The 24,041-nt window shown below is 62.1% G+C and carries 27 protein-coding genes and 1 pseudogene; 15 read left to right on the forward strand and 13 right to left on the reverse strand.

Annotation, left to right across the window (positions count from 1 at the left end):
- Together Q7J44_RS07445 and Q7J44_RS07450 are read right to left on the reverse strand one after the other, a co-directional pair.
- A partial coding sequence (locus Q7J44_RS07445) for an aldehyde dehydrogenase family protein (protein ID WP_304878535.1) occupies positions 1-465 on the reverse strand: 465 nt, incomplete at its 3' end.
- A 155-nt stretch (positions 466-620) separates the two neighbouring features.
- Positions 621-1,991: a VOC family protein gene (locus Q7J44_RS07450; RefSeq protein ID WP_304878537.1), complete on the reverse strand. Its 1,371-nt coding sequence runs from the start codon at positions 1,989-1,991 to the stop codon at positions 621-623.
- A 97-nt stretch (positions 1,992-2,088) separates the two neighbouring features.
- Here Q7J44_RS07450 and Q7J44_RS07455 point away from each other — a divergent pair, with 97 nt between their 5' ends.
- Both Q7J44_RS07455 and Q7J44_RS07460 read left to right on the forward strand, forming a co-directional pair.
- Complete coding sequence (locus Q7J44_RS07455) at positions 2,089-2,988, forward strand: LysR family transcriptional regulator (protein ID WP_304878539.1); 900 nt, start codon at positions 2,089-2,091, stop codon at positions 2,986-2,988.
- A 98-nt stretch (positions 2,989-3,086) separates the two neighbouring features.
- Positions 3,087-4,094 carry a GSU2403 family nucleotidyltransferase fold protein gene (locus Q7J44_RS07460; RefSeq protein ID WP_304878541.1) on the forward strand — a complete coding sequence of 336 codons (1,008 nt, stop codon included), beginning with the start codon at positions 3,087-3,089 and terminating at the stop codon, positions 4,092-4,094.
- 13 nt (positions 4,095-4,107) lie between these two features.
- Here the strand turns inward: Q7J44_RS07460 and Q7J44_RS07465 are convergent, their stop codons facing one another.
- The 5 genes from Q7J44_RS07465 to Q7J44_RS07485 form a co-directional block, all read right to left on the reverse strand.
- The gene (locus Q7J44_RS07465; RefSeq protein ID WP_304878543.1) at positions 4,108-4,767 is read right to left on the reverse strand and encodes a YoaK family protein; all 660 of its coding nucleotides are present in this window, start codon (positions 4,765-4,767) and stop codon (positions 4,108-4,110) included.
- 139 nt (positions 4,768-4,906) lie between these two features.
- Positions 4,907-5,035 carry a hypothetical protein gene (locus Q7J44_RS07470; protein WP_304878545.1) on the reverse strand — a complete coding sequence of 43 codons (129 nt, stop codon included), beginning with the start codon at positions 5,033-5,035 and terminating at the stop codon, positions 4,907-4,909.
- Between the two features lie 144 nt (positions 5,036-5,179).
- On the reverse strand, positions 5,180-5,446 hold the full coding sequence (locus Q7J44_RS07475) for a helix-turn-helix domain-containing protein (RefSeq protein ID WP_304878547.1): 267 nt from the start codon (positions 5,444-5,446) through the stop codon (positions 5,180-5,182).
- Between the two features lie 207 nt (positions 5,447-5,653).
- Positions 5,654-7,408: a SulP family inorganic anion transporter gene (locus Q7J44_RS07480; protein ID WP_304878549.1), complete on the reverse strand. Its 1,755-nt coding sequence runs from the start codon at positions 7,406-7,408 to the stop codon at positions 5,654-5,656.
- Between the two features lie 153 nt (positions 7,409-7,561).
- Complete coding sequence (locus Q7J44_RS07485) at positions 7,562-7,786, reverse strand: DUF2892 domain-containing protein (protein ID WP_304878551.1); 225 nt, start codon at positions 7,784-7,786, stop codon at positions 7,562-7,564.
- Positions 7,787-7,814: 28 nt separating this feature from the next.
- Here Q7J44_RS07485 and Q7J44_RS07490 point away from each other — a divergent pair, with 28 nt between their 5' ends.
- The 8 genes from Q7J44_RS07490 (at position 7,815) to Q7J44_RS07525 (ending at position 13,368) form a co-directional block, all read left to right on the forward strand.
- Positions 7,815-8,174: a helix-turn-helix transcriptional regulator gene (locus Q7J44_RS07490; protein ID WP_304878553.1), complete on the forward strand. Its 360-nt coding sequence runs from the start codon at positions 7,815-7,817 to the stop codon at positions 8,172-8,174.
- 200 nt (positions 8,175-8,374) lie between these two features.
- Positions 8,375-9,343, forward strand: a complete 969-nt coding sequence (locus Q7J44_RS07495) for a cation diffusion facilitator family transporter (RefSeq protein ID WP_304878555.1) — start codon at positions 8,375-8,377, stop codon at positions 9,341-9,343.
- A complete protein-coding gene (locus Q7J44_RS07500; protein ID WP_304878557.1) occupies positions 9,340-9,651 on the forward strand; it encodes a helix-turn-helix transcriptional regulator in 312 nt (103 codons plus the stop codon). The genes Q7J44_RS07495 and Q7J44_RS07500 overlap by 4 nt, the downstream gene beginning before the upstream one ends.
- Positions 9,652-9,828: 177 nt before the next feature.
- Positions 9,829-10,224, forward strand: coding sequence for a rhodanese-like domain-containing protein (locus Q7J44_RS07505; RefSeq protein ID WP_304878559.1), 396 nt, complete (start codon positions 9,829-9,831; stop codon positions 10,222-10,224).
- A 196-nt stretch (positions 10,225-10,420) separates the two neighbouring features.
- Positions 10,421-10,705, forward strand: coding sequence for a ribbon-helix-helix domain-containing protein (locus tag Q7J44_RS07510; RefSeq protein ID WP_304878560.1), 285 nt, complete (start codon positions 10,421-10,423; stop codon positions 10,703-10,705).
- A 99-nt stretch (positions 10,706-10,804) separates the two neighbouring features.
- Complete coding sequence (locus Q7J44_RS07515) at positions 10,805-11,200, forward strand: VOC family protein (RefSeq protein ID WP_304878562.1); 396 nt, start codon at positions 10,805-10,807, stop codon at positions 11,198-11,200.
- A 60-nt stretch (positions 11,201-11,260) separates the two neighbouring features.
- Positions 11,261-11,782 (forward strand): Twin-arginine translocation pathway signal, encoded by a 522-nt coding sequence (locus Q7J44_RS07520; protein ID WP_304878564.1) that lies wholly within the window; start codon positions 11,261-11,263, stop codon positions 11,780-11,782.
- Between the two features lie 14 nt (positions 11,783-11,796).
- Positions 11,797-13,368, forward strand: coding sequence for a GMC family oxidoreductase (locus Q7J44_RS07525; RefSeq protein WP_304878566.1), 1,572 nt, complete (start codon positions 11,797-11,799; stop codon positions 13,366-13,368).
- A 77-nt stretch (positions 13,369-13,445) separates the two neighbouring features.
- Here the strand turns inward: Q7J44_RS07525 and Q7J44_RS07530 are convergent, their stop codons facing one another.
- Positions 13,446-14,042 (reverse strand): LysR substrate-binding domain-containing protein, encoded by a 597-nt coding sequence (locus Q7J44_RS07530; protein WP_304878568.1) that lies wholly within the window; start codon positions 14,040-14,042, stop codon positions 13,446-13,448.
- A gap of 142 nt (positions 14,043-14,184) precedes the next feature.
- A pseudogene (locus Q7J44_RS23265) lies at positions 14,185-14,322 on the reverse strand (LysR family transcriptional regulator); the annotation flags it as partial.
- A gap of 107 nt (positions 14,323-14,429) precedes the next feature.
- Between Q7J44_RS23265 and Q7J44_RS07540 the strand changes: the two are divergent.
- Complete coding sequence (locus Q7J44_RS07540; RefSeq protein WP_304878572.1) at positions 14,430-14,660, forward strand: hypothetical protein; 231 nt, start codon at positions 14,430-14,432, stop codon at positions 14,658-14,660.
- Positions 14,661-14,708: 48 nt separating this feature from the next.
- Here Q7J44_RS07540 and Q7J44_RS07545 read toward each other — a convergent pair whose 3' ends face one another.
- The 4 genes from Q7J44_RS07545 to Q7J44_RS07560 are packed head-to-tail and all read right to left on the reverse strand — an operon-like array spanning position 14,709 to position 19,426.
- A complete protein-coding gene (locus tag Q7J44_RS07545; RefSeq protein ID WP_304878574.1) occupies positions 14,709-16,163 on the reverse strand; it encodes an FGGY family carbohydrate kinase in 1,455 nt (484 codons plus the stop codon).
- The gene (locus Q7J44_RS07550; RefSeq protein ID WP_304878576.1) at positions 16,160-17,122 is read right to left on the reverse strand and encodes a transketolase family protein; all 963 of its coding nucleotides are present in this window, start codon (positions 17,120-17,122) and stop codon (positions 16,160-16,162) included. The genes Q7J44_RS07545 and Q7J44_RS07550 overlap by 4 nt, the downstream gene beginning before the upstream one ends.
- A complete protein-coding gene (locus Q7J44_RS07555; protein WP_304878578.1) occupies positions 17,122-17,946 on the reverse strand; it encodes a transketolase in 825 nt (274 codons plus the stop codon). The genes Q7J44_RS07550 and Q7J44_RS07555 overlap by 1 nt, the downstream gene beginning before the upstream one ends.
- A gap of 13 nt (positions 17,947-17,959) precedes the next feature.
- Complete coding sequence (locus tag Q7J44_RS07560; protein ID WP_304878580.1) at positions 17,960-19,426, reverse strand: L-fucose/L-arabinose isomerase family protein; 1,467 nt, start codon at positions 19,424-19,426, stop codon at positions 17,960-17,962.
- 338 nt (positions 19,427-19,764) lie between these two features.
- On the opposite strand from Q7J44_RS07560, the gene Q7J44_RS07565 reads away from it, so the two are divergent.
- Genes Q7J44_RS07565 through Q7J44_RS07580 form a run of 4 tightly spaced genes read left to right on the forward strand, consistent with a single transcriptional unit; the run spans position 19,765 to position 24,031 of the window.
- Positions 19,765-20,706, forward strand: coding sequence for a D-ribose ABC transporter substrate-binding protein (locus Q7J44_RS07565; protein WP_304878582.1), 942 nt, complete (start codon positions 19,765-19,767; stop codon positions 20,704-20,706).
- Between the two features lie 60 nt (positions 20,707-20,766).
- A complete protein-coding gene (locus Q7J44_RS07570) occupies positions 20,767-21,411 on the forward strand; it encodes a DUF2291 family protein (RefSeq protein WP_304878584.1) in 645 nt (214 codons plus the stop codon).
- Complete coding sequence (locus Q7J44_RS07575) at positions 21,408-22,955, forward strand: sugar ABC transporter ATP-binding protein (protein WP_304878586.1); 1,548 nt, start codon at positions 21,408-21,410, stop codon at positions 22,953-22,955. Before Q7J44_RS07570 ends, Q7J44_RS07575 begins: the two co-directional genes overlap by 4 nt.
- Complete coding sequence (locus Q7J44_RS07580) at positions 22,952-24,031, forward strand: ABC transporter permease (protein ID WP_304878588.1); 1,080 nt, start codon at positions 22,952-22,954, stop codon at positions 24,029-24,031. The genes Q7J44_RS07575 and Q7J44_RS07580 overlap by 4 nt, the downstream gene beginning before the upstream one ends.
- Positions 24,032-24,041 lie beyond the last annotated feature (10 nt).

Below are 24,041 nucleotides of genomic sequence, written 5' to 3' on the forward strand. Positions count from 1 at the left end.
CGCCGAGATCACGCCGACCACCCCCAACGGATGCCAGGTTTCCATCATGCGGTGGCCGGGACGTTCGGTTGCTATCGTCAGACCATACAGCTGGCGCGACAGGCCGACGGCGAAATCGCAGATGTCGATCATCTCCTGCACCTCGCCTGCGCCTTCGGACGGGCTTTTGCCGGCCTCGATCGAAACAAGACGGCCCAGATCACCCTTGGCGGCGCGCAGCTCTTCGCCCAGCAACCGCACCAGCTCGCCCCGGCGCGGGGCCGGTATGTCGCGCCAGGCCCGGAAGGCCACCGCCGCGCGGTCGACGGCAGTACGCACCGCCGCGGCATCCTGTTCCGGCAGTTGCGCTATGCACGCGCCCGTCACCGGCGAAAAACTGTCCAGCGTGCCGCCGGTATGGAGCTTCGGATCGACCCCGAGACGGGTCAGGATGGCGGCGCAGTCGGTCGCGATGGTATCGGTCATGTGATGTCCTCAGTCGAAACGGGCGGCACCCAGACGGGCCCCCCCGAGGGTTTCTAGTATGGCGTGCGACAGCGTGCGCAGGGCAGGGTCGCTGTTGAATTCGTGGAATGTACGGGCTTGGCGGCTGTTTGCCGCCCTGATGTCTTTCAGCCTGGTCATGCGCGCCCAAGTGCTCGCAGGCTGTTGGTCAGCGAGGTAGCCTCGATTTCGGCGTAGTGGGCGAATTCGTCCAGCACCGCCGTGCCCAGATCAGCCTCGAATTTTTGCTGGTTCGGGCTGGCCGCAAAGTCCTGCACCCCGGAATCGCCCAGGTTGGACTGAAAGATGCCCGCCGCCGAAACCGGCAGGAAATCTTCGTACACAATCGGGTCGCAGCGCAGCGCCCCGGCTTTCAGCTGCGCCTCGGCATCGCCCTCAACCGGCGGGGTGCCGGTGACCGACCATTCGAAATAGCCAAGGCCTTGCTTGCGGATATCTTCCCAGGTGTCGGGAAAGGCGGTGAACACCTCTGCCAGCACGGCCACATAGGCGGCTGCGTTTGATCCATCTGCCGCCGGGACGATGCGCGCCCGCACCTCTGTCAGCAGGCTGTCATACAGGGCGCGGCCCTTTGGCGTCAGGGCGATGCCCCGCGCCTCGATCTCGCCAAAGCGCGCCGTGTGCGAGCCGCTGACCGCCGTGTCGCCGGGGAAGGTCACCGCTTCTTCCAGCGCCTTGAACGAGGTCTGGCGCAGCAGGATCGGGCAGTTGCGGCGGGGCGGACCTTCAATCACTGCCTTGGGCGTGATGCCGACCAGCGGCATCCGTTCCTGCACCGCGTCGATGTCGAGCGTGCGGGGGGTCAGATGGTTGATATGCGGTCCCTTGAACGACACCACATCCGCGATCAGCCGGTGCGCATCATGCAGCCGGTGATACAGCTCCATCGACACCAGCGCATCCGGGTGCCAGCGGAAGGTGGTGATCGCCTCGGCCACAAAACGACCGGCATCGGGTTCGGACAGGCCGCCGTCGGCTTCGGCCTGCGCGATCAGCGCAAGGCAGTCAGGCGTGAAAATCTTCCGTCGTGCCAGACAGTCTGCAGCCTCAGCCCGCAGTTGCGCATCGGCAATCAGGTCCAGACGCAGAAGCGAGGTGAAGACGCGGAACGGATTGTGGCGCAGTGCTGCTTCGCCCACCGGGCGGAAGGCGGTGGAATGCACCGGCACGCCGGCTTCGCTCAGATCATAATAGCCGACCGGGAACATCCCCATCACCGCAAACAGCCGGCGCATCGTGGCCAGCTCATCAGCCGTGCCCAGCCGGATTGCGCCGTGGCGTTCTTCGGAAATGCGCTGCAGCTGATCGGTGGCAGCCAGCGTCGCGGCCAGCGCGGGTTCACGCGCCAGCACCTCGCGGTTCACCTCGGCCACCAGCGTGAGCAGGGTGCCATAGGCCGGAACCTCATCACGGTACATCGCCGACATGGCCGAAGAAAACCGGGCGCGGATCTGATCCGGAGAAAGCGGGGAGGAGATGGGGGACATGATACCTGCACGCGTGTGGATTGCTGTAGTCATCTGTTTAGCGTATCGGGTACCCAATGAAACGTGCTGATTTGGACTGACTTGATATGGATCCGGAATGAAGTTGAGCCGTAGCCGTGTCCCCGATCTGCTGGCCCTGCAATCTTTTGCGGCAGCGGCGCGTCACGGCAGCTTTACCCGTGCCGCCGAAGAGCTGAGCCTGACACAAAGTGCGGTCAGCCGTCAGATCAAGGATCTGGAGGCGCAGCTGGGCGTCGCGCTGTTTGAACGGGTGCGCCAGCGCGTTGTGCTGTCCCATGCGGGTGCCCGGCTGCTGCCCGATGCGATGCGGGTGCTGTCTCAGGTCGAGATGCTGGCTCTGCGCGCGGCAGGGTCGCGCGACGTGACCGGGCATATCGCCATCGCCACCCTGCCGACCTTTGGCAGCCGCTGGCTGGTGCCGCGTCTGACGGATTTTCTGGCGCAACACCCCGGCTTGCAGGTCACAGTCACCTGCCGCGCCAAGCCGTTTGATCTGAACGAGGCAGGGGTGAACGTCGCCATCCATTACGGCCAGCCGGTCTGGCCCGGTGCCAGCTGCGCCTATCTGTGTGGTGAAACCGTGGTGCCGGTGGCAGCACCGCGGCTGGCCCGGCAGTATGCAGACTCGCTGCTGGCCGCGCCCTTGCTGCATATGGACTCGCGCCCAATGCTCTGGGTCGAATGGCTGGCCGCAAACGGAGAGACCAAGGCCGACGGGCTGCGCGGGCACAGGTTTGATCAGTTCACCCTGCTGATCGAGGCGGCGATGGCCGGGCTGGGGGTGGCTTTGGTGCCGACCTATCTGGTGGAGCGCGAGCTGCGCGAAGCCTCGTTGCAGATCGTCCGCGATGCCCCGCTGCAGACCGACGCCGCCTATTACGTCGTGCTGCCGAATGACCGCGCCTCGGACCCGTCCTGCAGCGCGTTTCTGACGTGGATCACAAACTGCGTGACACCCGCCAGCCCGCCAGACTGAAACGCGACGGGCGGGCTTGCGGGTGATGTTCAACGGAGTTGCCAGTTGTTGAACATGCCGTTATGTTCAACAAACCAACCCTTTGTTGAGCAGAACTCATGAACCGCCATTCCGCCCTTGCCCATGCCGCCTATCACGACCTGTTGCGGCTGTTGCTGGATGACCGTGTGTCGGATCTGCGCGGCACGCCCGGCCGGGTAGAGCGCGGGGCGCGGGCCTATTGGTATGACAGCTACCGCGTCGGCAGCGAGGTGCGCAAAACCTATATTGGTGAAGACAGCGAGGCGCTGCGCGCCCGGATCGATCGGCATCAGCAGCTGCGCGCCGAAGCGCAAGCCCGCGCCACCGAACGGGCGCGGCTGGTGCGGATTCTTCGGGCGGAACGGTTCATGAGTCTGGACCCCACCACCGCCAGCCTGATCGCAGCCTTTGCACAGGCGGGGGTGTTCCGGCTGGGCGGCACCATCGTCGGCACCCATGCCTTCCGGCTGTACGAGGGCGAGCTGGGCCTGGCCTATGCGCTGGATGCCGCAGCGCAGACCGGCGACCTGGATATCGCCAGCTTTGAAAGGCTGTCGCTGGCACTGGATGACCGGACGGAACCGCCGCTGCAACAGGTCCTGCGCGATTTTGCCTTTGACCCGGTGCCCGCTTTGGACAACGCCCCCGCCTGGCGCTGGCGGCAGACGCGCGGTCAGGCGCTGGTCGAATTCCTGACCCCGGCCTTTGGCGATGAAGGCATCCGCCCCTTGGCCGCGCTGGGGGTGACGGCGCAGGCGCTGCATCATCTGAACTATCTGATCGCCGAGCCGGTTCATGCGGCACTGGTCTACCGTTCCGGTGTTCTGGTGCAGATCCCCCGCCCCGAGCGCTTTGCTATTCACAAGCTGATCGTGGCAGAACGCCGCGCCGGGCGCGACCGGATCAAGGCGCAGAAAGACCGGGCACAGGCTGCCCTGCTGATCGAAGCCTTGGCCCAGGACCGGCCCGATGATCTGGCTCTGGCCTATCGTGAGGCGCTGGCGCAGGGGCCAAAGTGGCGCGAGCGTCTGGCGGCGGCAGTGGAGAAATTGCCGGCACCGCTGCGCGCCGCCTTGCCCGGCTGACAGGCGACCGCTCTTAGCTTGGTCTGGCGGTCAGCAGGGTCGGGATGCTGAGCCCCAGAAGGATCAGCGCCAGTGGCATAGAGAAGAAAAAGCCGATGTGACTGTATCCCACCGCCCCGATGATCCCACCGATCAGAAAGGAAAACACCAGCTGCAACAGGATACCCAACTTGGCAAAATCAGGTCGCACGCCGCTTTGCGGGCGGAGGGTGGCAAAGAAGATCCGGCCAAGCTCGATCCCGATATCGGTGATCATGCCGGTCGCATGCGTTGTTCTGATCCTGGCGCTGGAGATCTTGGTGATTGTGGCGTTCTGCATGCCCATGATGAAGCACAGGCAGGTCAGCGAAAACAGCCGCCCGGGTTCCGTGGTGAAGATGCCGCCCCAGGAAAAGCACAGCATGAACGCGCCCTGAACCGCCATCGGCAAGGCATATTGCCGGTGCATCGCGGTCTGTCGCGCCCAGTTGATAAGCACCGTGCTGAAGCCCGCACCCGCAATGAAGGCTGACATCGCCAGCACGCTGACGAAGGCGATCCTGAACTGTGCGATCACGAGGGTATCAGCCAGTTGCGACAGATAGCCGGTCATATGCGAGGTGTACTGGCCAAGCGCAAAAAAGCCGCCCGCGTTGGCGGCACCCGCGATGGCAGCAAGCAGCGTTGCAAGCAACAGATCACTTGCCGTCGACCGCCGATGCGCCACAAGGGCACGCGCAGACTGCAAAGGGCGCAGAAACCGGCGGCGGGATGTCAAAGGTGCACCTCCCGGCTGAACCTATGGCCCTGATCGCCCCGGATATCTGCTGATATCATGGGCCAAGCTGCCCGATATTGTAGCTCGGCGCGACCAACGGTTCGGGCAGGTCGCCAAGGGCATTCAGGTAAACACCCAGCATCACTGTAAAAAGAATACAGGCTGCAACGGATCTGGGTGACATGTCCAAGGTATCCATTCTGCGGTGTCCAGTCAGAAAAGCGGGGGGCAGCTGTGCGTTGGGCGAAGAAGAAGATCACAGCTCGGAATGCTGCGGTGCCGCTGGAAAGCACCGGGGCGAAAGCCGGGGAGTGGTGTGCGCGCAGGCCTAAGATGTTCCGGGCGGCAAGGGTGCCTTGAGCCGCACGCCGCGTCCGGTTGAGCTGCTGGCGGCATTTTCAGCAATCAGCTCGACTCCGGCACGGTCAAGGGCGTCCATGATGCGCGTCAGACTTTCCACCACACCCCTGACGTTGCCTTTGCTGGTTTCCATGCGCTGAATCGTCGGCACGGATACGCCGGAAAGTTCGGCCAGACCTTTCTGGTCCATGCCCAGAAGGGCCCGCGCCGCCCGCATCTGAGGTCCTGTGATCATGGTGCATACTCCCGCCGTTTATCTTTCCTTAGCATGTAGAATTAATGGTTAAAAGGTGTTTGTGATATCTGAAACATCACAGATGCATGACTGGTGATGATCTCACTCACGCAATCTCTTGCGGTAGCAGTGGCCGCTTGCCCGGAACGCGCATTGGCTGGTGCGACGGGTTGGCCTCCGGTGCTGATGGCTGCCTGCAATGGGCGTTCAGCCCGTCGCAGCGTCATCCTGGTGTTGCATGCCGGTCAGGGTCGTGACCGCCTCAAACTGCGACAGGAAGATCCGCCCCTTGAAATGCTCCATGAAATCGGACCGTTTCAGGGCGTCCGTCACCGGACCCTTCACCTCGGACAGATGAAAGCCGATCCCGGCAGAGGCAAGGCGGTGCGCGATGGCCTCAAGGCTTTCCAGCGCACTGGCGTCGATGGTGTTGACGGCCGGGCACATCAGGACCACATGCCGAAGCTCTGGCTGGTCGGCGATGCGGTCATAGATCGCGTCTTCAAGCGCGCGGGCATTGGCGAAGTACAGGCTTTCATCCACCCGGATCGACAGGATGCGCGGGTCGGTGATCACGTCATGGCGGTCGATGTTGCGGAAATGCTCGGTGCCCGGAACCTGACCCACGATCGCCATATGCGGGCGCGATGTGCGCCACAAAAACAGCGCCAGCGACAGCGAGACTCCGGCCGTGATCCCCGCTTCGACCCCCACCAGCAGCACCGTCAGAATGGTCACGGCCATCGCCGCGAAGTCAGCCTTGGAATAGGCCCATGTGCGCCGGATGGCGGCGAAATCCACCAGCGACAGGACCGCCACGATGATCGTTGCTGCCAGCACAGCCTGCGGCAGGAACCGGAACAGGGGGGTCAGGCACAGGGTTGCGGCAAGGATGCCCATGGCGGTAAAGACGCCCGCCAACGGCGTTTCCGCTCCGGCGTCAAAGTTGACCACCGACCGCGCAAAGCCGCCGGTCACCGGATAGCCGCCTGACAGGGCGGATGCGATGTTGGATGCACCAAGGGCGGTCAGCTCCTGATTGGGGACGATGCGTTGGCGCCGTTTGGCGGCCAGCGTCTGCGCCACCGACACGGATTCCACAAAGCCGACAAGGCTGATCAGCACCGCTGGCAAAAGCAGTTGCTGCCACAGGCCCGGATCGAATGACGGCAGCGCAAAGGGTGGCAGACCGGCGGAAATTTCGCCCACGATCCTGACGCCCTTATCCACCAGCCCAAAGCCAATCACGGCGAGGATCGACACTACGATGGCGGCAACCGGGCCGGCCTTGGCGATCAGATCCGCCATTCGTGCAGGCAGACCCCACGCCAGCAACAGCGGTTTGAGGTGCTTGCGCGTCCAGAACAGGAAGGCGGTCGCGGCAACGCCGATGGCGAGGGTAAACGGGTTCAGCCCGCCAATACCGGCATAGATCCCGCCCAGAAGGTGCGGCAGCGTGTCGCCGTCGGCGCTGATCCCCAGAATATGCTTCAGCTGGCTGGTTGCAATCAGGATGCCCGATGCGGTGATGAAACCCGAGATCACCGGATGCGACAGGAAATTGGCCAGAAAGCCCAAGCGCAGAACCGACATCACGACAAGCACGATGCCGGACAGAAACGCCAGCGTGATCGCCGCTGTGATGTACTCTGCGCTGCCCGGGGCCGCCACTTGCCCCACCGCCGCCGCCGTCATCAGCGACACCACCGCCACCGGTCCGACCGCCAGCGCCCGGCTGGTGCCAAAAACCGCATAGGCGATCAGCGGCAAAATGGAGGCGTAAAGCCCGACCTGCGGCGGCAGTCCCGCAAGCATGGCATAGGCCAGACTTTGTGGCACCAACATGATGGTCACGATCACCGCCGCAACCAGATCGCTTTGCGCATCGGTTTTTGTATAGGCGGGGGCCCAGCCCAGAATCGGCAATAAGGAAGTGATGCGTTTCAACGGCCTGGCCTTCATGTCACTCGGCGATTGCGGGCGCGGATCTGACTGGCGACACCCGTCTTGCAGCGCCTTTCAAAAGGCGCTGCAAAGATCACATCCGCACAGAGCAGCGGGGCAGGGGACCTGAGATCATTGCAGGCAGGCCGCCGCTCAACCTCGGCCTTCTGATTATTTCTTCGGGATCTGGCAGGTATTGATGCCAAGCAAGGTATAGGCAGGGCAGAAGCGGAACAGGGCAGTTCCGATCATCACGGCACCCACGGCGGCCAAGACAAACTTCCAAGCCCCCCAGGCCGCAGACACCCCGGCGAGCCCCGGCAGGAATGGCGCTGCCAGCAGAACCGTACCCAGAATCAAGCGCAGCAACCGATCAAGAGATCCAACGTTTGTCATATTTCGCCTCATTTACAGAAAAGCTATATTGCCTAATACTTTCGAAAGTACTAAATTGTCAATCATGAATATGAATGTATCAGATGCGGCGATAAGCACCCTTGAAGCCAAAGCCGAAGAGGTGGCGGAAATTCTGGCCGCAATGGCAAACCCCAAGCGATTGTTGGTGCTGTGTTCGCTGTTGGCAGGCGAAAAGTCGGCGGGGGAACTGGCAGAGATCGTTCAGCTGACTCCCGCCGCTTTGTCACAGCATCTTGGCAAAATGCGGGCGCTGCGGCTTGTCGCCACGCGCCGTGATGGACAGATGATCAATTACAATCTGGCCAGCGCCGAGGTGCGGGCCGTGCTTGAAACGCTATATCGTGTGTATTGCGCCACAGACTGCTGAGGTGTGTGACGTCTCACTGCCATGCACCCAGCCTGGCAGACAGCCATTGATCCCCGGTCACTGCCACCCGGCCAATATTGCTTGGAGGCGGTGACGCAAGGATCTGCCGCTGAAGCCCCGATATCGGCTGCAATGCCTCTTGCGCGTTTGGATTACCCATATATAAATAAGTATTGATATATTGGTTTAAAGGAAAGCGCATGCCGCACGCTCATAATGGCCACGATCATTCCCACACACCTACAGTCACCAATGCCAATGAACGCAAAGTGCTGCTGTCCTTCTTCCTGATCTCCGGCTTCATGGTGGTAGAGGTGGTGGGGGGTCTCCTGTCCGGCTCGCTCGCCCTGCTGGCGGATGCGGGGCATATGCTGACAGATTCTGCGGCGCTTGCGCTGGCCTATGCCGCCTTTCGTGCCGGTCGGCGCGTCGCGGACAGCAGGCGCACCTTTGGCTATCTGCGGCTTGGGGTGATTGCGGCCTTTGTCAATGCGCTGACCTTGTTCGGCATTGTGGGCTGGATTTTTTATGAGGCTGTTCAGCGGCTTCGCCAGCCGGGCGAGGTTCTTGCGGGCCCGATGATGATGGTTGCAGTCGCAGGGCTGCTGATCAACATCCTTGTTCTCTGGATCATGACGCGGGGCGAGACGAGGGATGTGAACATCAGGGGCGCCATCCTGCATGTGATGGGCGATCTGCTGGGATCTGTCGGCGCAATTGTCGCTGCGATCAGCATTTCCATCACGGGCTGGACGCCGATCGACCCGATCCTGTCGGTTGTCGTGGCGGCGCTGATCCTGCGCGCGGCCTGGCCGCTGATGGCAGAGTCGGTTCACATCCTGCTGGAAGGGGCTCCGGACCATGCAGCCCCGGACGAGATCGAACAGGCGCTGCTTGCGGCGGTGCCGGATCTGGCGGCTGTTGGTCATATCCACCTGTGGCAGATTACCTCTGACCGGGCGATGGCCACGCTGACCGTGCGCCCGGCTGACGATAGCAAGGCAAAATCTGTGTCGCGCAAGGTTGCGGATTTTCTGAAATCAGAGTTCGGGATCGACCATTCAACCGTTGCGATTGACTGGAATGATGGCATCAGGGATCGTTGCAGCCTGAACCCCGCCTTGGCTGTTCACCACCACGGGCACCCCCACACAGGACATGCGCATTGACCGTCACCGTCCCGCCCCTGACCCCGACCCAGCTGGCGCTTGTCGCGGAGGCATTCAAACTTTTGGGCGATCCGACACGGTTGCGGATCGTGATGCACTGCCTGAACGGCCCGAAATCGGTTGGCGACATTGCCGGCGCTCTGGAGCTGTCGCAGACGCTGGTCAGTCATCATCTGCGCCTGCTGCGAACGGCGCGCCTGCTGCGTGCCGAGCGTCAGTCACGGCACATTTTCTATCACATTTCGGATCACCACATCAGCCACATGATCATGGATCTGGCCGAACACGTGATCGAGGAAGACAGCTGACCGTTGGCCCGGGCACGACTCCTGCGGCGCTCAGCCCGGCATTTGCGTGACGAATTTCCCCACGGCTTTACCGAGGATGAATCTGGGACATCGCCGCCATTGCGGCATTTCAAAACGGCTGGCAAATGGTACCAATGTGCGGCCGGATGACGAATTTTAAGCATTGGAGCGCTGATCATGGCCAAGGGATACAAGCAGATGCTGGCCGAAGCAGATGCTGTGGTGCAATCGGTAGAGTGCGGCCCCATGGCAGACCGGCTGGACGATGACAGCATCGTCTTTGTCGACATCCGCGACCCGCGGGAACTCGAACGCGAAGGCATGATCCCGGGTGCCTTTCATGCGCCGCGCGGCATGCTCGAATTCTGGATTGACCCCGAAAGCCCTTATCACAAACTCCGTTTTGCAGAGCCGAAGACCTTTGTCTTCTATTGTGCCTCTGGCTGGCGGTCGCTGCTGGCAGCGCGTCTTGCGCAGGAGATGGGGCTGGAGTCGCGATCTCTGCGCGGTGGCTTCGCTGAGTGGAAGACATCGGGCAAGCCGGTGAACACGCGTGAAAAGCACAACGGTTGACCAACCGCAACACGACGCCGCGCGCCTTGGCGCATTCTGGCGTGCCGATGGCCAATGGCGCGGTGCTCCGTTCGCTCAGCACACGGTCCGCTGCCGGAACCACTGCTTGCGCGCACAGCATTATGACTTGACGCGCACTGTCCCGGCCTACACCCTGATTTCCTGCAATGTGCAGACCCGAGGGGGGAGGAAAGATATGTGTCGTATCTATGCTGAACAGCAGCCGCTCCGCTATGCTCTGACCACCCGCCGCCTGCGGCTGAACGGGCAGAGCACGTCGATCCGGCTGGAAAACTCTTTCTGGCAGATTCTGGATGAAATCGCTGCAAGTGAAGGCATGACGACGCCGGCCTTCACCTCCAAACTGCATTCTGAGGTTTTGGAACTGCATGGCGAGTCGGCAAATTTCTCATCTGTGTTGCGCTGCACCTGCCTGATCTACACCGAACGTCTGGCCCCTGTTTCCATCGCTGCCGAGTAACCAACGGCGGACAATTTTCGTCCGTAGTAATCGGTTACTACCCAAACAAACCGGAACCGTCGCAAACTTCCTTTCAGACCGGAAAGTTTGGGAGGGCTGATGGCCAAAGCGATACATTCGATGATCCGCGTGCTGGAAGAGGCGCGCTCTGTCAAATTTTATGAAACCGCCTTCGGCCTGCGGGTGGCGGACAGGCTGGATTTTGACAGCTTCACCCTGATCTACATGTCAAACTCTGAGGCCGGTTTCGAGCTGGAACTGACGGTCAACAAAGGGCGGACCGAGGCCTATGATATCGGGGATGGCTATGGTCATCTTGCGTTTTCCGTCGACGACGCAGACGCCGAGCATGCCCGGCTGACTAGCGCCGGACTTGCCCCGCGCAAGCTCGTCGATTTTGCCCCGGCGGGCGCGGTCATCGCGCGGTTTTTCTTCATTGCCGACCCCGACGGATATCAGATCGAGGTTCTGCAGCGTGGCGGTCGCTACATGTGACTGCAACACCGCTTCTGGGAGGGGGCGGTTACCCAAGGCTAAACCCAGGGAGGGGAAGTTATGACACAACAGGAAAAGCGGCACCTGAGCCGTCGCCAGCTTCTGTCGCGCGCCATCGCGGCGGGGGCGACATTCATGGTCGGAGCGGGATTTGTCACAACGCCGGATGCCGCATGGGCAACCGAGGTGACGGAGCTGAAACCCGAAACCATGGCGACCCTCGTGCAGATGGCACGCGACATCTATCCGCATGACCATGTGCCGACCGAATTCTACGTGATCGCTGTAAAGGGCTATGACACCGCCGAAACCGCCGCCGATATCGAAGCAGGCATCGCGGCGTTGAACGGGGTGGCCCAAGGCAAGGGCCACGACAGTTACCTTGCCATCGGATGGGAACGCGACCGTGTCGATGTGCTGCGCGCGATGGAGCAAAGCGCATTCTTTCAGCGCATCCGGGGGGGTCTGGTGACCGGTCTTTATAACCAGAAAGCCGTCTGGCCGCTGTTTGGCTATGAGGGCGAGTCGTTCAGCCAGGGCGGCTATGTCGACCGTGGCTTTGACGACATCAACTGGTTGTAAGGGAGGACAGGACCATGGTTGCAAAGTTTGAACTGACGGATGCTTCGGTCGTTGTCATCATCGGTACCGGCGCGGGGGGCGGCACACTGGCAAACGAGCTGGCACAGAAGGGCGTCAAGGTTGTCGCGCTTGAGGCCGGCGGGCGCTATCTGCCCGAAGACTATGTAAACGACGAATGGGAGTCTTTTGGTCAGCTGGCCTGGCTCGACAAGCGCACAACCAGCGGTGACTGGCGCGTCGCCCGCGACTTCAGCGGCCTTCCGGCATGGATCGTAAAGGCCGTCGGTGGCACGACCACCCATTGGGCAGGGGCGTCGCTGCGGTTTCAGGACCATGAATGGAAAGCGCTGACCAATTATGGCCGGGTTGACGGGGCCAACCTGCTCGACTGGCCGATTGACGGTGCGGAAATGGCACCTTGGTACGATCTGGCCGAAACCAAGATGGGCGTGACCCGCACCGGCGACCGTCCGGGCCTGCCCGGCAACAACAATTACAAGGTGTTCGAAAAGGGTGCACTTTCTGTCGGCTACAAGGAAGTTCACACCGGCCGCATGGCGATCCAGACCCGCGACGACGGCGACCGCCCGCCCTGCCAGCAGACCGGCTTTTGCTTTCAGGGCTGCAAATGGGGCGCAAAATGGTCAACCGCCTATACCGAGATTCCGCAGGGCGAGGCGACCGGCAATCTGGAAGTCCGCGAACGCGCCCATGTTGCCCGTATTCTGCATGATGATGCCGGCAAGGTGACAGGCGTGGTCTATTTCGACGCTGACGGCAATGAACAGACCCAGATGGCGCGCATCGTCTGCGTTGCGGGCAACACCATCGAAAGCCCGCGCCTGCTGCTGAATTCGGCCTCCGAGATGTTCCCCGACGGGCTTGCCAATTCATCCGGTCAGGTTGGCCGCAACTACATGCGACATGTGACAGGCTCGGTTTATGGCGTATTCGACAAACCGGTGCGGATGTGGCGTGGCACCACGATGGCCGGGATTATTCAGGACGAGGCCGGGCACAATCCTGATCGCGGATTTGTCGGCGGCTATGAGCTGGAGACGCTCGCGCTGGGTCTGCCCTTCATGGCGGCCTTTCTTGATCCGGGCGGCTGGGGGCGGGAGTTCACAACGGCGCTCGATTCCTATGAGAACATGGCCGGAATGTGGATCGTGGGCGAAGATATGCCGCAGGAAACCAACCGGGTCACCGTCAACCGGGATCAGCCGGATCAGTTCGGCCTGCCGTCGCCCAACGTGCATTTCAACGACCATCCAAATGATGTCGCGATGCGCAAGCATGCCTATGATCAGGGTATCGCCATTTACAAGGCGGTGGGGGCAACCCGGGTTTTCCCGACGCCGCCCTATCCCTCGACCCACAACCTCGGCACGAATCGCATGTCTGAAAATCCGCGCGACGGTGTGGTGAACAAGTGGGGCCAGACGCATGACGTCGCAAACCTGTTTGTGTCAGACGGCAGCCAGTTCACAACCGGGGCCGCAGAGAACCCGACGCTGACGATTGTTGCTTTGGCCATCCGCCAGGCGGACCACATCGCCAGCGAGATGGCGAAGGGCACTTTGTGAGGCAGCGGGGGACGGTGGCGGTCACCGTCCTCTGTCTGTGCAGCTTTGGCGAGGCGGCCAGTTGCCCTTGGCCCACGTCACAGGTCTGCTGATCTGTGCCTGAGCGGCATGAAACCCGTGCGGATCATGTCAACGAGTTCATCTATGGCTTCGCTTGACCGCAGAGCCCGGCGACGCAGAACCACGCGGGAGGAATCGACCAGCGGAAAACCATCCGCTTCGGTCAGCGCCCGGCACTCCGGGGGGATGTTGCTGCGGGACAGGGCCGCGATCGCAAGACCTGACGAGACGGCCATCTTCAGGCCGCTGCTGGTTTCGCATGAAAACGCCACCCGGTAGCGTATCCCATGCTGCTCCAGCGACCGGATTGCGAATTCGGTGCACCAGATCGACGGATCGTAAACCGCAATCGGAACCGGGTTGCGCAGGTGCAGATTGTGCAGCCCGGATGTCACCCAGACCGTCGGATCAATGCACAAAACCTCGCCGGTTGTTTCCTGATGCCAGTCGAACACCACCGCAAGGTCCAGCTCATTGCGGTCAAGTGCTGCGATCTGCTGGGCAGAATAGCCGCATTTGATCGTCACCTCGACCGCCGGATGCCGTTCTGAAAACGCTGCCAGAACCTGCGGCAACACCGACTGGCTGTACTCCTCGGGGATGCCGATCCGCACCGGCCCGTCCAGCGCCCTTGGTCATCGCGGCCGTGGCCTCGTCAAGCAGCCCGGTGATGCGCCGGGCAAAGGGAAGAAGCTGCTCTCCGCGTGCCGTCAGACGCACGCCACGTGGCCCACGGTCGAACAAGGTGGTGTCCAGGTCGGATTCAAGACGCTTTATCTGCATGCTGACGGCGGATTGCGTCCGGCCAAGCAGATCGGCCGCGCGGGTCAGATTGCGGCTGGTGGCGACGGTCAGGAAGGCGCGCAGCAATTCACTGCTCGGCGGGTTGATCATGCTGGCCCATCATCAGAAATCTTCATGTCTGTCATAACGACTATTCGATTGTCTGATGGATAAATCAACCTCAAATGGGCCTTGTTCAACCTTGTGGGGCCGGGATCATGGCTATGCAAATTCTGCGCCGACTGGGGGAATTGCCCCGCCGGATGACTGCCTTGTGCGCCTTTCTGCACCGCGATGCCGCCGAACGCCGCGCGCTGCGCGATATCGTGCAAAAGCCGGATGACCATTGGATTGAAGACGCCGGACTCACACGGGATGAGGCGCAGCGGCTGCTGCAGCAATCCACACTGCACCGGCTTGCCGAATGGCTGCGCGCTGGCGAAAAGTAAACTGCAACCCGTTCAGGCCTGATTAAAGGAAACTGTTTCAGGCCCGCGCTAGCTGCGCGCCCGTGCAACGGCGCCTGCCCATGACTGGCGCGCAGCATCGCGTGAGGCGGCGGAGAGATCGGGCGCAAAAACGGTCACCCGTTCTTGCTGCACGCAAGATCCCATGCCAATCGCTGCAAAGGCCATAGCGGCGACGCCAAGGGCACCCACCTCTTCCACTTCGGCGCGCAGGACCGGCCGGCCCAGCAGATCGGCCTGCATCTGCATCAGAAATGCGTTGCCCGTCGCCCCCCCATCGGCGCGCAGATCGGCCAGCGGATGGCCGGTATCTGCCTCCATTGCGGCGAAGACATCGGCAATCTGATGGGCAATCGCCTCCAGCGTGGCGCGGGCCAGATGGGCTGGCAGGGTGGCGTGGGTCATTCCGGTGACAAGCCCGGTCGCACGGTCATCCCAATGTGGGGCACCAAGGCCCGCGAGCGCGGGCACAAAGGCCACGCCGCCGGAGTCTGGCACGGTTTGCGCCAGATCGGACAGGGCCGTGGCACCCCCAAGCCCCAGCAAGCCCGCCATGAATGCCGCGGCCTGCGCCGACACCGTGATATTTCCTTCAAGCGCATAGGCAATGCCTGTGCGGTCGCGCCAGGCAATCGTGCCCGACAGCCCGTGGCCCGAGGCGACCCGTGCGGGTGTCAGGGTCATCAAGGATGACCCGGTGCCGAAGGTCGCCTTGACCGCCCCGGGCGTGCGCACGCCATGGCCGTAAAGCGCCGCATGGCTGTCGCCCATCATCGCGCGGATCGGGATACCTGCGGGCAGGGCGGTTGTGTCTGCTGTCAGGCCAAAGTCGGCATCCGAGGCCATGACCTTCGGCAGTGCCCCGATGGGCGCACCGAACAGGGCGCACAGCCCGGCACTCCACTCCAGCCGTTGGGTGTCAAACAACTGCGTGCGCGAGGCGTTTGAGGCGTCGGTGGCAAAGCTGGCACCCGCTGTCAGGTTCCACAGCAGCCAGGCATCCACCGTCCCCGCGCGCAGTTGCCCCGCGCGCGCCAGGTCAGCGACACCCGGAACATGGTCCATCGACCAGCCAAATTTTGAGGCCGGAAACAGCGGGTTGATGCCCAGGCCGGTCAGCCCGACCACGCGGGCATCATGGCCCGCTGTCAGCAGGTCCGCGCAGGCCGCAGCCGAGCGGCGGCACTGCCACAGAATCGCGGGCGCGACTGGCCGTCCGCTGCGGGCATCCCACAGCACCAGCGTTTCGCGCTGGTTGGCGATGGCAAGCGCCGCGATGCGGCCTGCGCCTTGCGGGACCAGTGCCGCAATGACCGTCTTTACCGACTGCCAGATCGCATCGGCAGACTGTTCGGCCCAGCCGGGTTGCGGATAATCGGTGGTCAGCGCGGACGTGGCGCGGGCGTGGATCACGCCCGCCGCATCGACCAGAACCGCCTTGGTGTTGGTCGTGCCCTGATCAATGGCAAGGACAAGATCGCTCACCGTTTTGCGCGCTCCAGCGCGGCGATGGCGCGGGCGGCGATGTTGGCGGCTGTCAGCCCGTATTCGGCAAACAGCCAGTCCGCCGATCCGGTGACGACAAAGCCGGGAAAGCCCACACGCTCTAACGGAACCGGGCGGTTGGCGGTGATCAGTTCCGCCACCGCGCCGCCCAGACCACCCCGCACAGATGCTTCCTCGACCGTGACAATAGCGCGCGTTTCTTCCGCCGCCGCCAGCACCGCCGCGTCGTCCAGCGGATTGATCGTAGACATGTTCAGCACGCGGGCGGACACACCCTGTGCCCCCAGCACCCGCGCCGCCGCAAGGGCGATATGGCTGGTGGTGCCCGAGCCTATCAGTGTGACATTGTGACCCTGCTGCAGCAGTTCTGCCTTGCCCGGGCGGAAGACTCGGTTTTCGACCACCAGATCCGGCACCGGCATGCGCGACAGGCGCAGATAGACCGGCCCATCGTGGGTGGCGGCCCATTTCACTGCCTCGGCGGTTTCCCAGGCGTCGGCGGGGGCGATCACGATCAGGTTGGTCAGGGGGCGCAACCAGGCGAAATCCTCGATTGAATGGTGCGTCGCCCCCAGCTCGCCATAAGCAACACCCGAGGATTGGCCGACCAGTTTCACGTTGAAATTGGCATAGGCGATGTCTGCCTTCACCTGTTCCAGCGCGCGGCCCGTCAGAAAGCACGATGCAGCCGACACGAACGGAACTTTGCCGCCATTGGCCAGCCCGGCGCTGACGCCCACCATCACCTGTTCGGCAATGCCCACATTGATCAGCCGGTCGGGAAACTCGGCGGCAAAGGCATCCAGCTTGGAGGACCCGACGGAATCGTTGACCACAGCGACGATACGGTCATCTGTGCGCGCCAGATCTGCAAGTGTTTTTGCCCAGGCGTTGCGGCAATCGGACAGTCCGGCGGCGGTTTGTGTCGGCGCAGCCATCAGACCAGTTCCTCCATCGCTTGGGCGAATTGTGCGGCATTGGGCACGCCATGGTGCCAGTTTGCCTTGTTTTCCATGAAAGTCACACCCTTGCCCTTCACCGTATTGGCGATCACGCACAGCGGCTTGCCCCGGCCCTTGGGCGGGGCTGACAGCAAGCGGTGCAGGGCGGCCACATCATGGCCATCGACCATTTCGACATGCCAGCCAAAGGCGCGATACTTGTCGTCCAGCGGGTCCAGCCCGATGGTGTCTTCCGTTCCCGCCCCCTGTTGCAGGCGGTTGCGGTCGATGATCAGCGTCAGGTTTTCCAGCTTGCGGTGCCCGGCATTCAGCGCCGCCTCCCAGTTCGAGCCTTCCTGCTGTTCGCCATCCCCGGTCAGCACAAAGGTGCGGAACTCGAGCCCTGACATCTGCCCGGCAATCGCGATGCCCAAAGCCACCGGAAAGCCATGCCCCAGCGGCCCGGTGTTGGTCTCAACCCCCGGCAGATAATTGCGGTTCGGGTGGCCGTTCAGCATGGACCTTGGCTGCATATAGGTCGGCAGCCAGTCTTCGGGGAAGTATCCGGCAGCGCAAAGCACGGTGTAAAGCGCCCCGGTCGCATGGCCCTTTGACATGATGAACCGATCTCGCGCGGCCCACTCGGGGCGTGTCGCATCATAGCGCAGAATCCCGAAGTACAGTGTGGCCATGATGTCGATGGCGGAAAAGTCGCCGCCGGGATGGCCGAGCCGTGCTTCATACACCATCCGGAACGCACGGCGGCGCATCCACAGCGCTTTTTCGCGGATCAGATCGGTCGGGTCATTTGCCAGGGTCATGTGTCTTGCTGCCTTAGAAGCGGTTCGGATGGAAAAGCTGCGGCTCGGGTTCGGCACCGTGGTGATAGATCGGCCAGCGCAGATAGCGGGTGACGGCCTCATTCACCACGTCGGCATGATTGCCGCGCACCATGGCGACGTGATGTTCAAACCCGTTCTGGCTGACAAAGCGCAGCAGACGGCGCAGATCAGGCACCCGGGTCACTGCGATGCCGCCATCCATGGGGAAGGGGTGATCGGTGAATTCGCCCTCACCCAGATAGCATTTCATCATGCCCAGACGGTCATCGGTCGACAGACGGAAATAGGTCATCGGGCCGGGCCTGACCTTGCCCTTGACCGCGCCAAAGCATTTCGACTTGCCGATGGTGGCACCCAGCACATCCAGCTCGCTGATCTCGGGCGTGTCGCCGATGAAGGATTTCGGGTAGTTGCCGCAATGGGTGCAGACGCACAGATCGGGCTCATGGCCGTAATTGTTGTTCCAGTCCAGCAGCGCCGGGGGCGCGCCGGACGCCAAGGCCAGCGCATACATCGACACCGCGCCGATCACGTCGACTTCACAGGCCGATGGCATCAGTTCTTCGCCCATCATGCTCATGGTCACACAGGTGGCGCAGCCGAAATTGTCCTGCAACGACCGCCAGCACTGGATGGCGCTGGCGTCGCATTCGTTTTCCTCGATCCATCGGTTGACAGCGAGGGTCCACTTGGCCTGCCGGATAATCTGTTCAGGCTGGATATGGGCGGGGATCGTGCCGTAGGCTTTGATCCGCTCCATCTTTTCGATCATCGCCGGGTCGGTGTCGGCAATCGCGCCCGCACTTTGCATCATCTCGGACAGATCAACGGTCACCACCGTCAACCCAGAGGCCTGCAGCAGCTTTTCCGAATAGCGCATGGTCTGGAACGCCCCTGTCCGCGCGCCGATGGCACCTATGCGGGCGTTCGTCAAGCCACGCACCGTGCGGCAGACCCGGGCAAAACGGTCAAGGTCGTGGCCGAATTCCTCGCCCCAGGTGTCACAGGTGTGGTTGGTGGTTTCGGTGAAGGGGATGCCGTATTGCCAGAAGTTGTTCGACACCGACAGTTTGCCGCAAAAGGCATCGCGGCGTTCCGCGACCGAGACCTTATCCACTTCGTCATTCGAGGCCTGCAGCAGGATCGGCACGTTCAGCCTGGCGCGGTTGACCAGTTCTGCCACTGCAATCTCGTCGCCGAAGTTCGGCAGGCAGATCACCAGACCGTCAATGGCGTCGCGGTGCTTCTTGAAATGCTCGGCATAAATCTGGGCATCTGCAATCGACTGCACGGCGCCATTCGCCGTGGCCTCAAACGGCAGGATGACCGCGTTTACGCCAAGGCGCTCCAGCTGGGCCAGAACCTCATCACGCGCGGCCTTGCACGGGGCAGGGCTGAAGAACGCCCGGCTGCCGATGACCACGCCAAGGCTGACCTTGCGGCGGATGGTAAGTGTCATGTCGCTCCTCCGGATAGCGGCGCACCCCTCATGCCACCGCGCGAAAGTTTCGTTTACTTTCGATTGATGTGTTTTTAGTCCGAGTCGTCCTCTTGATGCAAGCGAAAGCTATGCGGTCGGTTAAGACGGAAAGCTGCCTTTCGAATCGCAACCTGCTGATTTTCCTTCTGCAGATGCAGCATTGCCTGCTGCATCTGCAGAATAACCGCCGCCCAAACTGCTCGGTAAGTGAAATTACTACGCTCTAAACGAAAACACTTGACGGTAAACGCAAATGAGTCGTAGAAATGCGACGGAGGAGTCGCCCCCAGTTCCGGGGGCTCAAGGGAGGAATACCAATGAACCTGAAACGCCGCCTTCTGGTGTCGACTGTCGCGCTTGCCTTTGCCGGGGCGCTGCCATCCTTTGCCGCAGCCGAAGGCACCATTGCGATCATCACGCCCAGCCATGACAACCCGTTCTTCAAAGCCGAAGCCGACGGTGCCGCCGCCAAGGCGGCAGAGCTGGGCTATGAGGCCATGGTCCTTGTGCATGATGATGATGCGAACAAGCAAAGCCAGCTGTTTGACAGCGCCATCGCCGCGGGCGTCAAAGCGATCATCCTTGACAACGCGGGTGCAGATGCCTCGGTCGCTGCTGTGCAAAAGGCCAAGGATGCGGGCATTCCGTCTTTCCTGATCGACCGTGAGATCACGGCGACTGGTGTGGCCGTCAGCCAGATCGTGTCGAACAACTACCAAGGCGCACAGCTGGGGGCCGAGGAATTCGTGCGCCTGATGGGTGAGGGTGGCGAATATGCTGAACTGCTGGGCCGGGAATCCGACACCAACGCCGGCATCCGCAGCCAAGGCTATCACGATGTGATCGACCAGTATCCGGACATGACCATGGTTGCACAGCAGACCGCCAACTGGTCGCAGACCGAAGCCTATACTGTGATGGAATCGATGCTGCAGGCCAATCCCGGCATCAAGGGCGTAATCTCGGGCAATGACACCATGGCGATGGGTGCCTGGGCCGCGCTGGAAGCTGCGGGCCGGACCGATGTGATCGTGGTCGGCTTTGACGGGTCCAACGATGTGCGCGACAGCATCGCCAAGGGCGGCATCAAGGCCACCGTGCTGCAGCCAGCCTTTGCCCAGGCGCAGATGGCTGTTGAACAGGCCGATCAGTTTCTGAAGACCGGCACGACCGGGCTGGATGAAAAGCAGCTGATGGATTGCGTGCTGATCACGGCAGAGAATGCCGCACAACTGGAAACCTTTGCTCTGGCCGAGTGAGGACCGATCCCGGCGCGCGCCATGTTGCGTGCGCCGGAGCTTTCACAGTGACGGAACCTCATGAAACAGATTGCCCTTACCGCAGCCTGCCTGCTGGCGGCGCTTTCGCTGTCCGCCTGCAAGATCGTCAAGACCGGCGGTGATGCCGACAAGGCCCCCGCAGCCGATGCCAGCGGCGACGATGCCCGCATCGGCGCGCTGATGGCCGGGACATGGGAGCCAAAGCTGATCCCCGCAATCACCGAACGCGCCCTGACGCCTGCGGCCTTGCGTACTGCCATGGCAGACGGGCTCGCGGCGGCGGGCACGGCGCATGGCAAGGCCGGGTCGGGGGCCGGAGCGGCATGGAACTTTGCCGTCAGCGGAGAGGGCAGGGTGACGGCGGCAAAACTCGACACCCGCGCGCGGGTGCTGGAAGTGGATACCGATGGGAACGGCACCGCAGACCTGACCCTGCAACTGGGTCCGGTGGTCAAAGGCAGTGCCTTGCGCGACTTTTCCCCGTTCTACGATTTCTCCAGCTTCCGCGACCAGATCGAGTTTGCCAAACTGGGTCGCGCCCTGAACGACGCCGCAGTTGCGCGACTGACCGTGCCTGACGGTGACCCGACCGGCAAGACTGTTGCCTTTACCGGCGTTCTCGCCCTGAAATCCCCGACCGAAGCCTGGCTGGTGACGCCGATCTCGGTCGAGGTGATGCCATGACCGAGGCCCATCCTGTTGGCCTGACCATTCGCGGCGGCGTTAAGGTTTACCCCGGCACCCGCGCCCTCAAAGACGTGGATTTCGACCTGCGCATGGGTGCCGTCAATGTGCTGGTGGGTGAAAACGGCGCGGGCAAATCCACCCTGATGAAGGTGATCGCCGGGGTCGAAGATCTGACCGGGGGCGAGGTTTTTCTGAATGGCCAGCCAGTGCGGTTCCGCTCAAAAGCCGAGGCGGTGGCGGCGGGCATCGGCATCGTGTTTCAGGAGCTGAACCTGTTTCCCAACCTGACGGTGGCCGAAAACATCTTCATCGGCCGCGAACCCACCCGTGCGGGCATCGACATTGACCGCAACCATCAGCGCCGCGAAACCACCGCGCTGATGCAACGGCTGGAACAGCCGATCGACCCCGACACCCCGCTGGGCAACCTGCGCATCGGCCAGCAGCAGATTGTCGAGATTGCCAAGGCCTTGGCACAAGATGCGAAAATCCTGATCCTTGATGAACCGACCTCGGCCCTGTCTGCTGCCGAATGTGAAGTGTTGTTCCGCATCATTGATGATCTGAAGACGCAGGGCGTCGGCATCGTCTATATCAGCCACCGGCTCGAAGAGCTGATCCGCGTCGGCGATTATATCACCGTGCTGCGCGACGGTGAGATCACCGGCGCGCGGGCGATGGCGGGCGTGGATATCCCGTGGATCGTGCAGGCGATGATCGGCGGCAGTTCAAAGGAGTTTGGCCGCACCGAAGACTCGGCGTTCGGAGCGGAAATTTTTCGTGCCGAAAACATCACCCTTCCCCGCAAGGGCGGCGGCTATGCGGTCGACCATCTGTCGCTGTCGATCCGCGCCGGGGAAATCGTCGGGCTGTATGGCCTGATGGGGGCGGGTCGCACTGAATTTGTCGAATGCATCATGGCCCAGCACCCGCATTCCGGGGGCCGGTTCTTTGTCGAAGGCAAAGCGCTGACCGAAAAGGATGTGACCGGCCGCATCAGACGCGGCATCGCGCTGATCCCCGAAGACCGCAAGCGTGACGGGTTGGTGCAGATCATGGCGATCCGCGAAAACATCACCCTGTCGGCGCTGCAGCGCTTTGCCCGGTTCTTTCATCTGGACCTGAAGGCCGAGGCGGAAACTGCCCGGCAGTTTATCAAGGATCTGACCATCAAGATCGCCAGCCCGGAAAACCCGGTGTCCAGCCTGTCGGGCGGCAACCAGCAAAAGGTGGTGATCGGCAAGGCGCTGATGACCAACCCGAAGATTCTGCTGATGGATGAACCGTCACGCGGGATCGACATTGGGGCCAAGGCCGAGGTGTTCCGCCTGATGCGCAAACTGGCGGGGCAGGGGTTGGGCATCCTGTTTGTCACATCAGATCTGGATGAGGTTCTGGCCCTGTCCGACCGGATCATCGTCATGGCCAATGGCCGGATCACCGGCGAATTTCCGGCGGGCACCGATGCCGCGCGGGTCATTGCCGCAACCGCCCCGAACACCATCCCTGCCCAGCCCCCCCAGAAGGAGCCCGCCGCATGAGCGCCGCCACCGTCTCTGCCTCCACCATCAGCCCCGGCACGTCGGCCCTGTTGTTCCTTTTGCGCGCCCGCACTTTTGTCGCGCTGATTCTGGTGTTTACCTATTTCGCGGTGATGGCCCCGAATTTCCTCAGCCTTGCCAATGCGGTCATCATCTCAAAGCACGTTTCGCTGAATGCCTTTCTGGCCATTGGCATGACCTTTGTGATCATCACCGGCGGCATCGACCTGTCTGTCGGCTCCATTGTCGGGCTGTGCGGCATGGTGGCGGGATGGCTGATTCTGAACGGGATTGATCTGGGTATGCTGGGGATCGGCTATTCAATCCAGTTCAACAGTCTTGAAGTCGCAGTGCTGACGGTAATTGTCGGCATGTTCGTGGGCCTGATCAACGGATTGCTGATCACCCGGCTGAACGTCGCACCCTTTATTGCAACTTTGGGCACGCTGTATGTGGCGCGCGGTGCTGCGCTGCTGTCATCCGGCGGGCGGACGTTTCCGAACCTGCAAGGCAATGCGGAATACGGGTCCGACAGCTTTCCCCTGATCGGATCGGGAACGATTTTTGGCTTGCCTTTCATGGTCTGGCTGCTGATCGGTGTTGCGCTGATGGCCGCCTATCTTGCCAACCGCACACCGTTGGGCCGTCACATCTATGCCGTCGGCGGCAATGAACGCGGGGCCGCCCTGTCTGGGGTCAAGGTCAATCAGGTCAAGATCTTCGTCTACGTCTTCTCGGGGTTTTGTGCCGCTTTGGTCGGCATCATCATCGCCAGCCAGTTGCAGGCCGCGCATCCGGCCACGGGTGAGACCTTCGAGCTGAATGCCATCGCCGCCGCCGTTCTGGGCGGCACGTCGATGGCGGGCGGGCGCGGGCGGATTGGTGGCACCATTGTCGGTGCCTTTGTCATCGGCATCCTGTCAGACGGGCTGATCATGATGGGGGTTTCTTCCTTTTGGCAAACGGTGATCAAGGGGCTTGTCATCATTGCCGCCGTGGTGATTGATCAGGCGCAAAGCAAGCTGCAGGCCCGTGTGGCGCTTCAGCAAGAGGCGGCAGCCAGTCGCGCCACGTGACGCCCCTTTG

The sequence above is a fragment of the Pseudotabrizicola sp. genome (genome assembly GCF_030656345.1).
Taxonomy (GTDB): domain Bacteria; phylum Pseudomonadota; class Alphaproteobacteria; order Rhodobacterales; family Rhodobacteraceae; genus Pseudotabrizicola.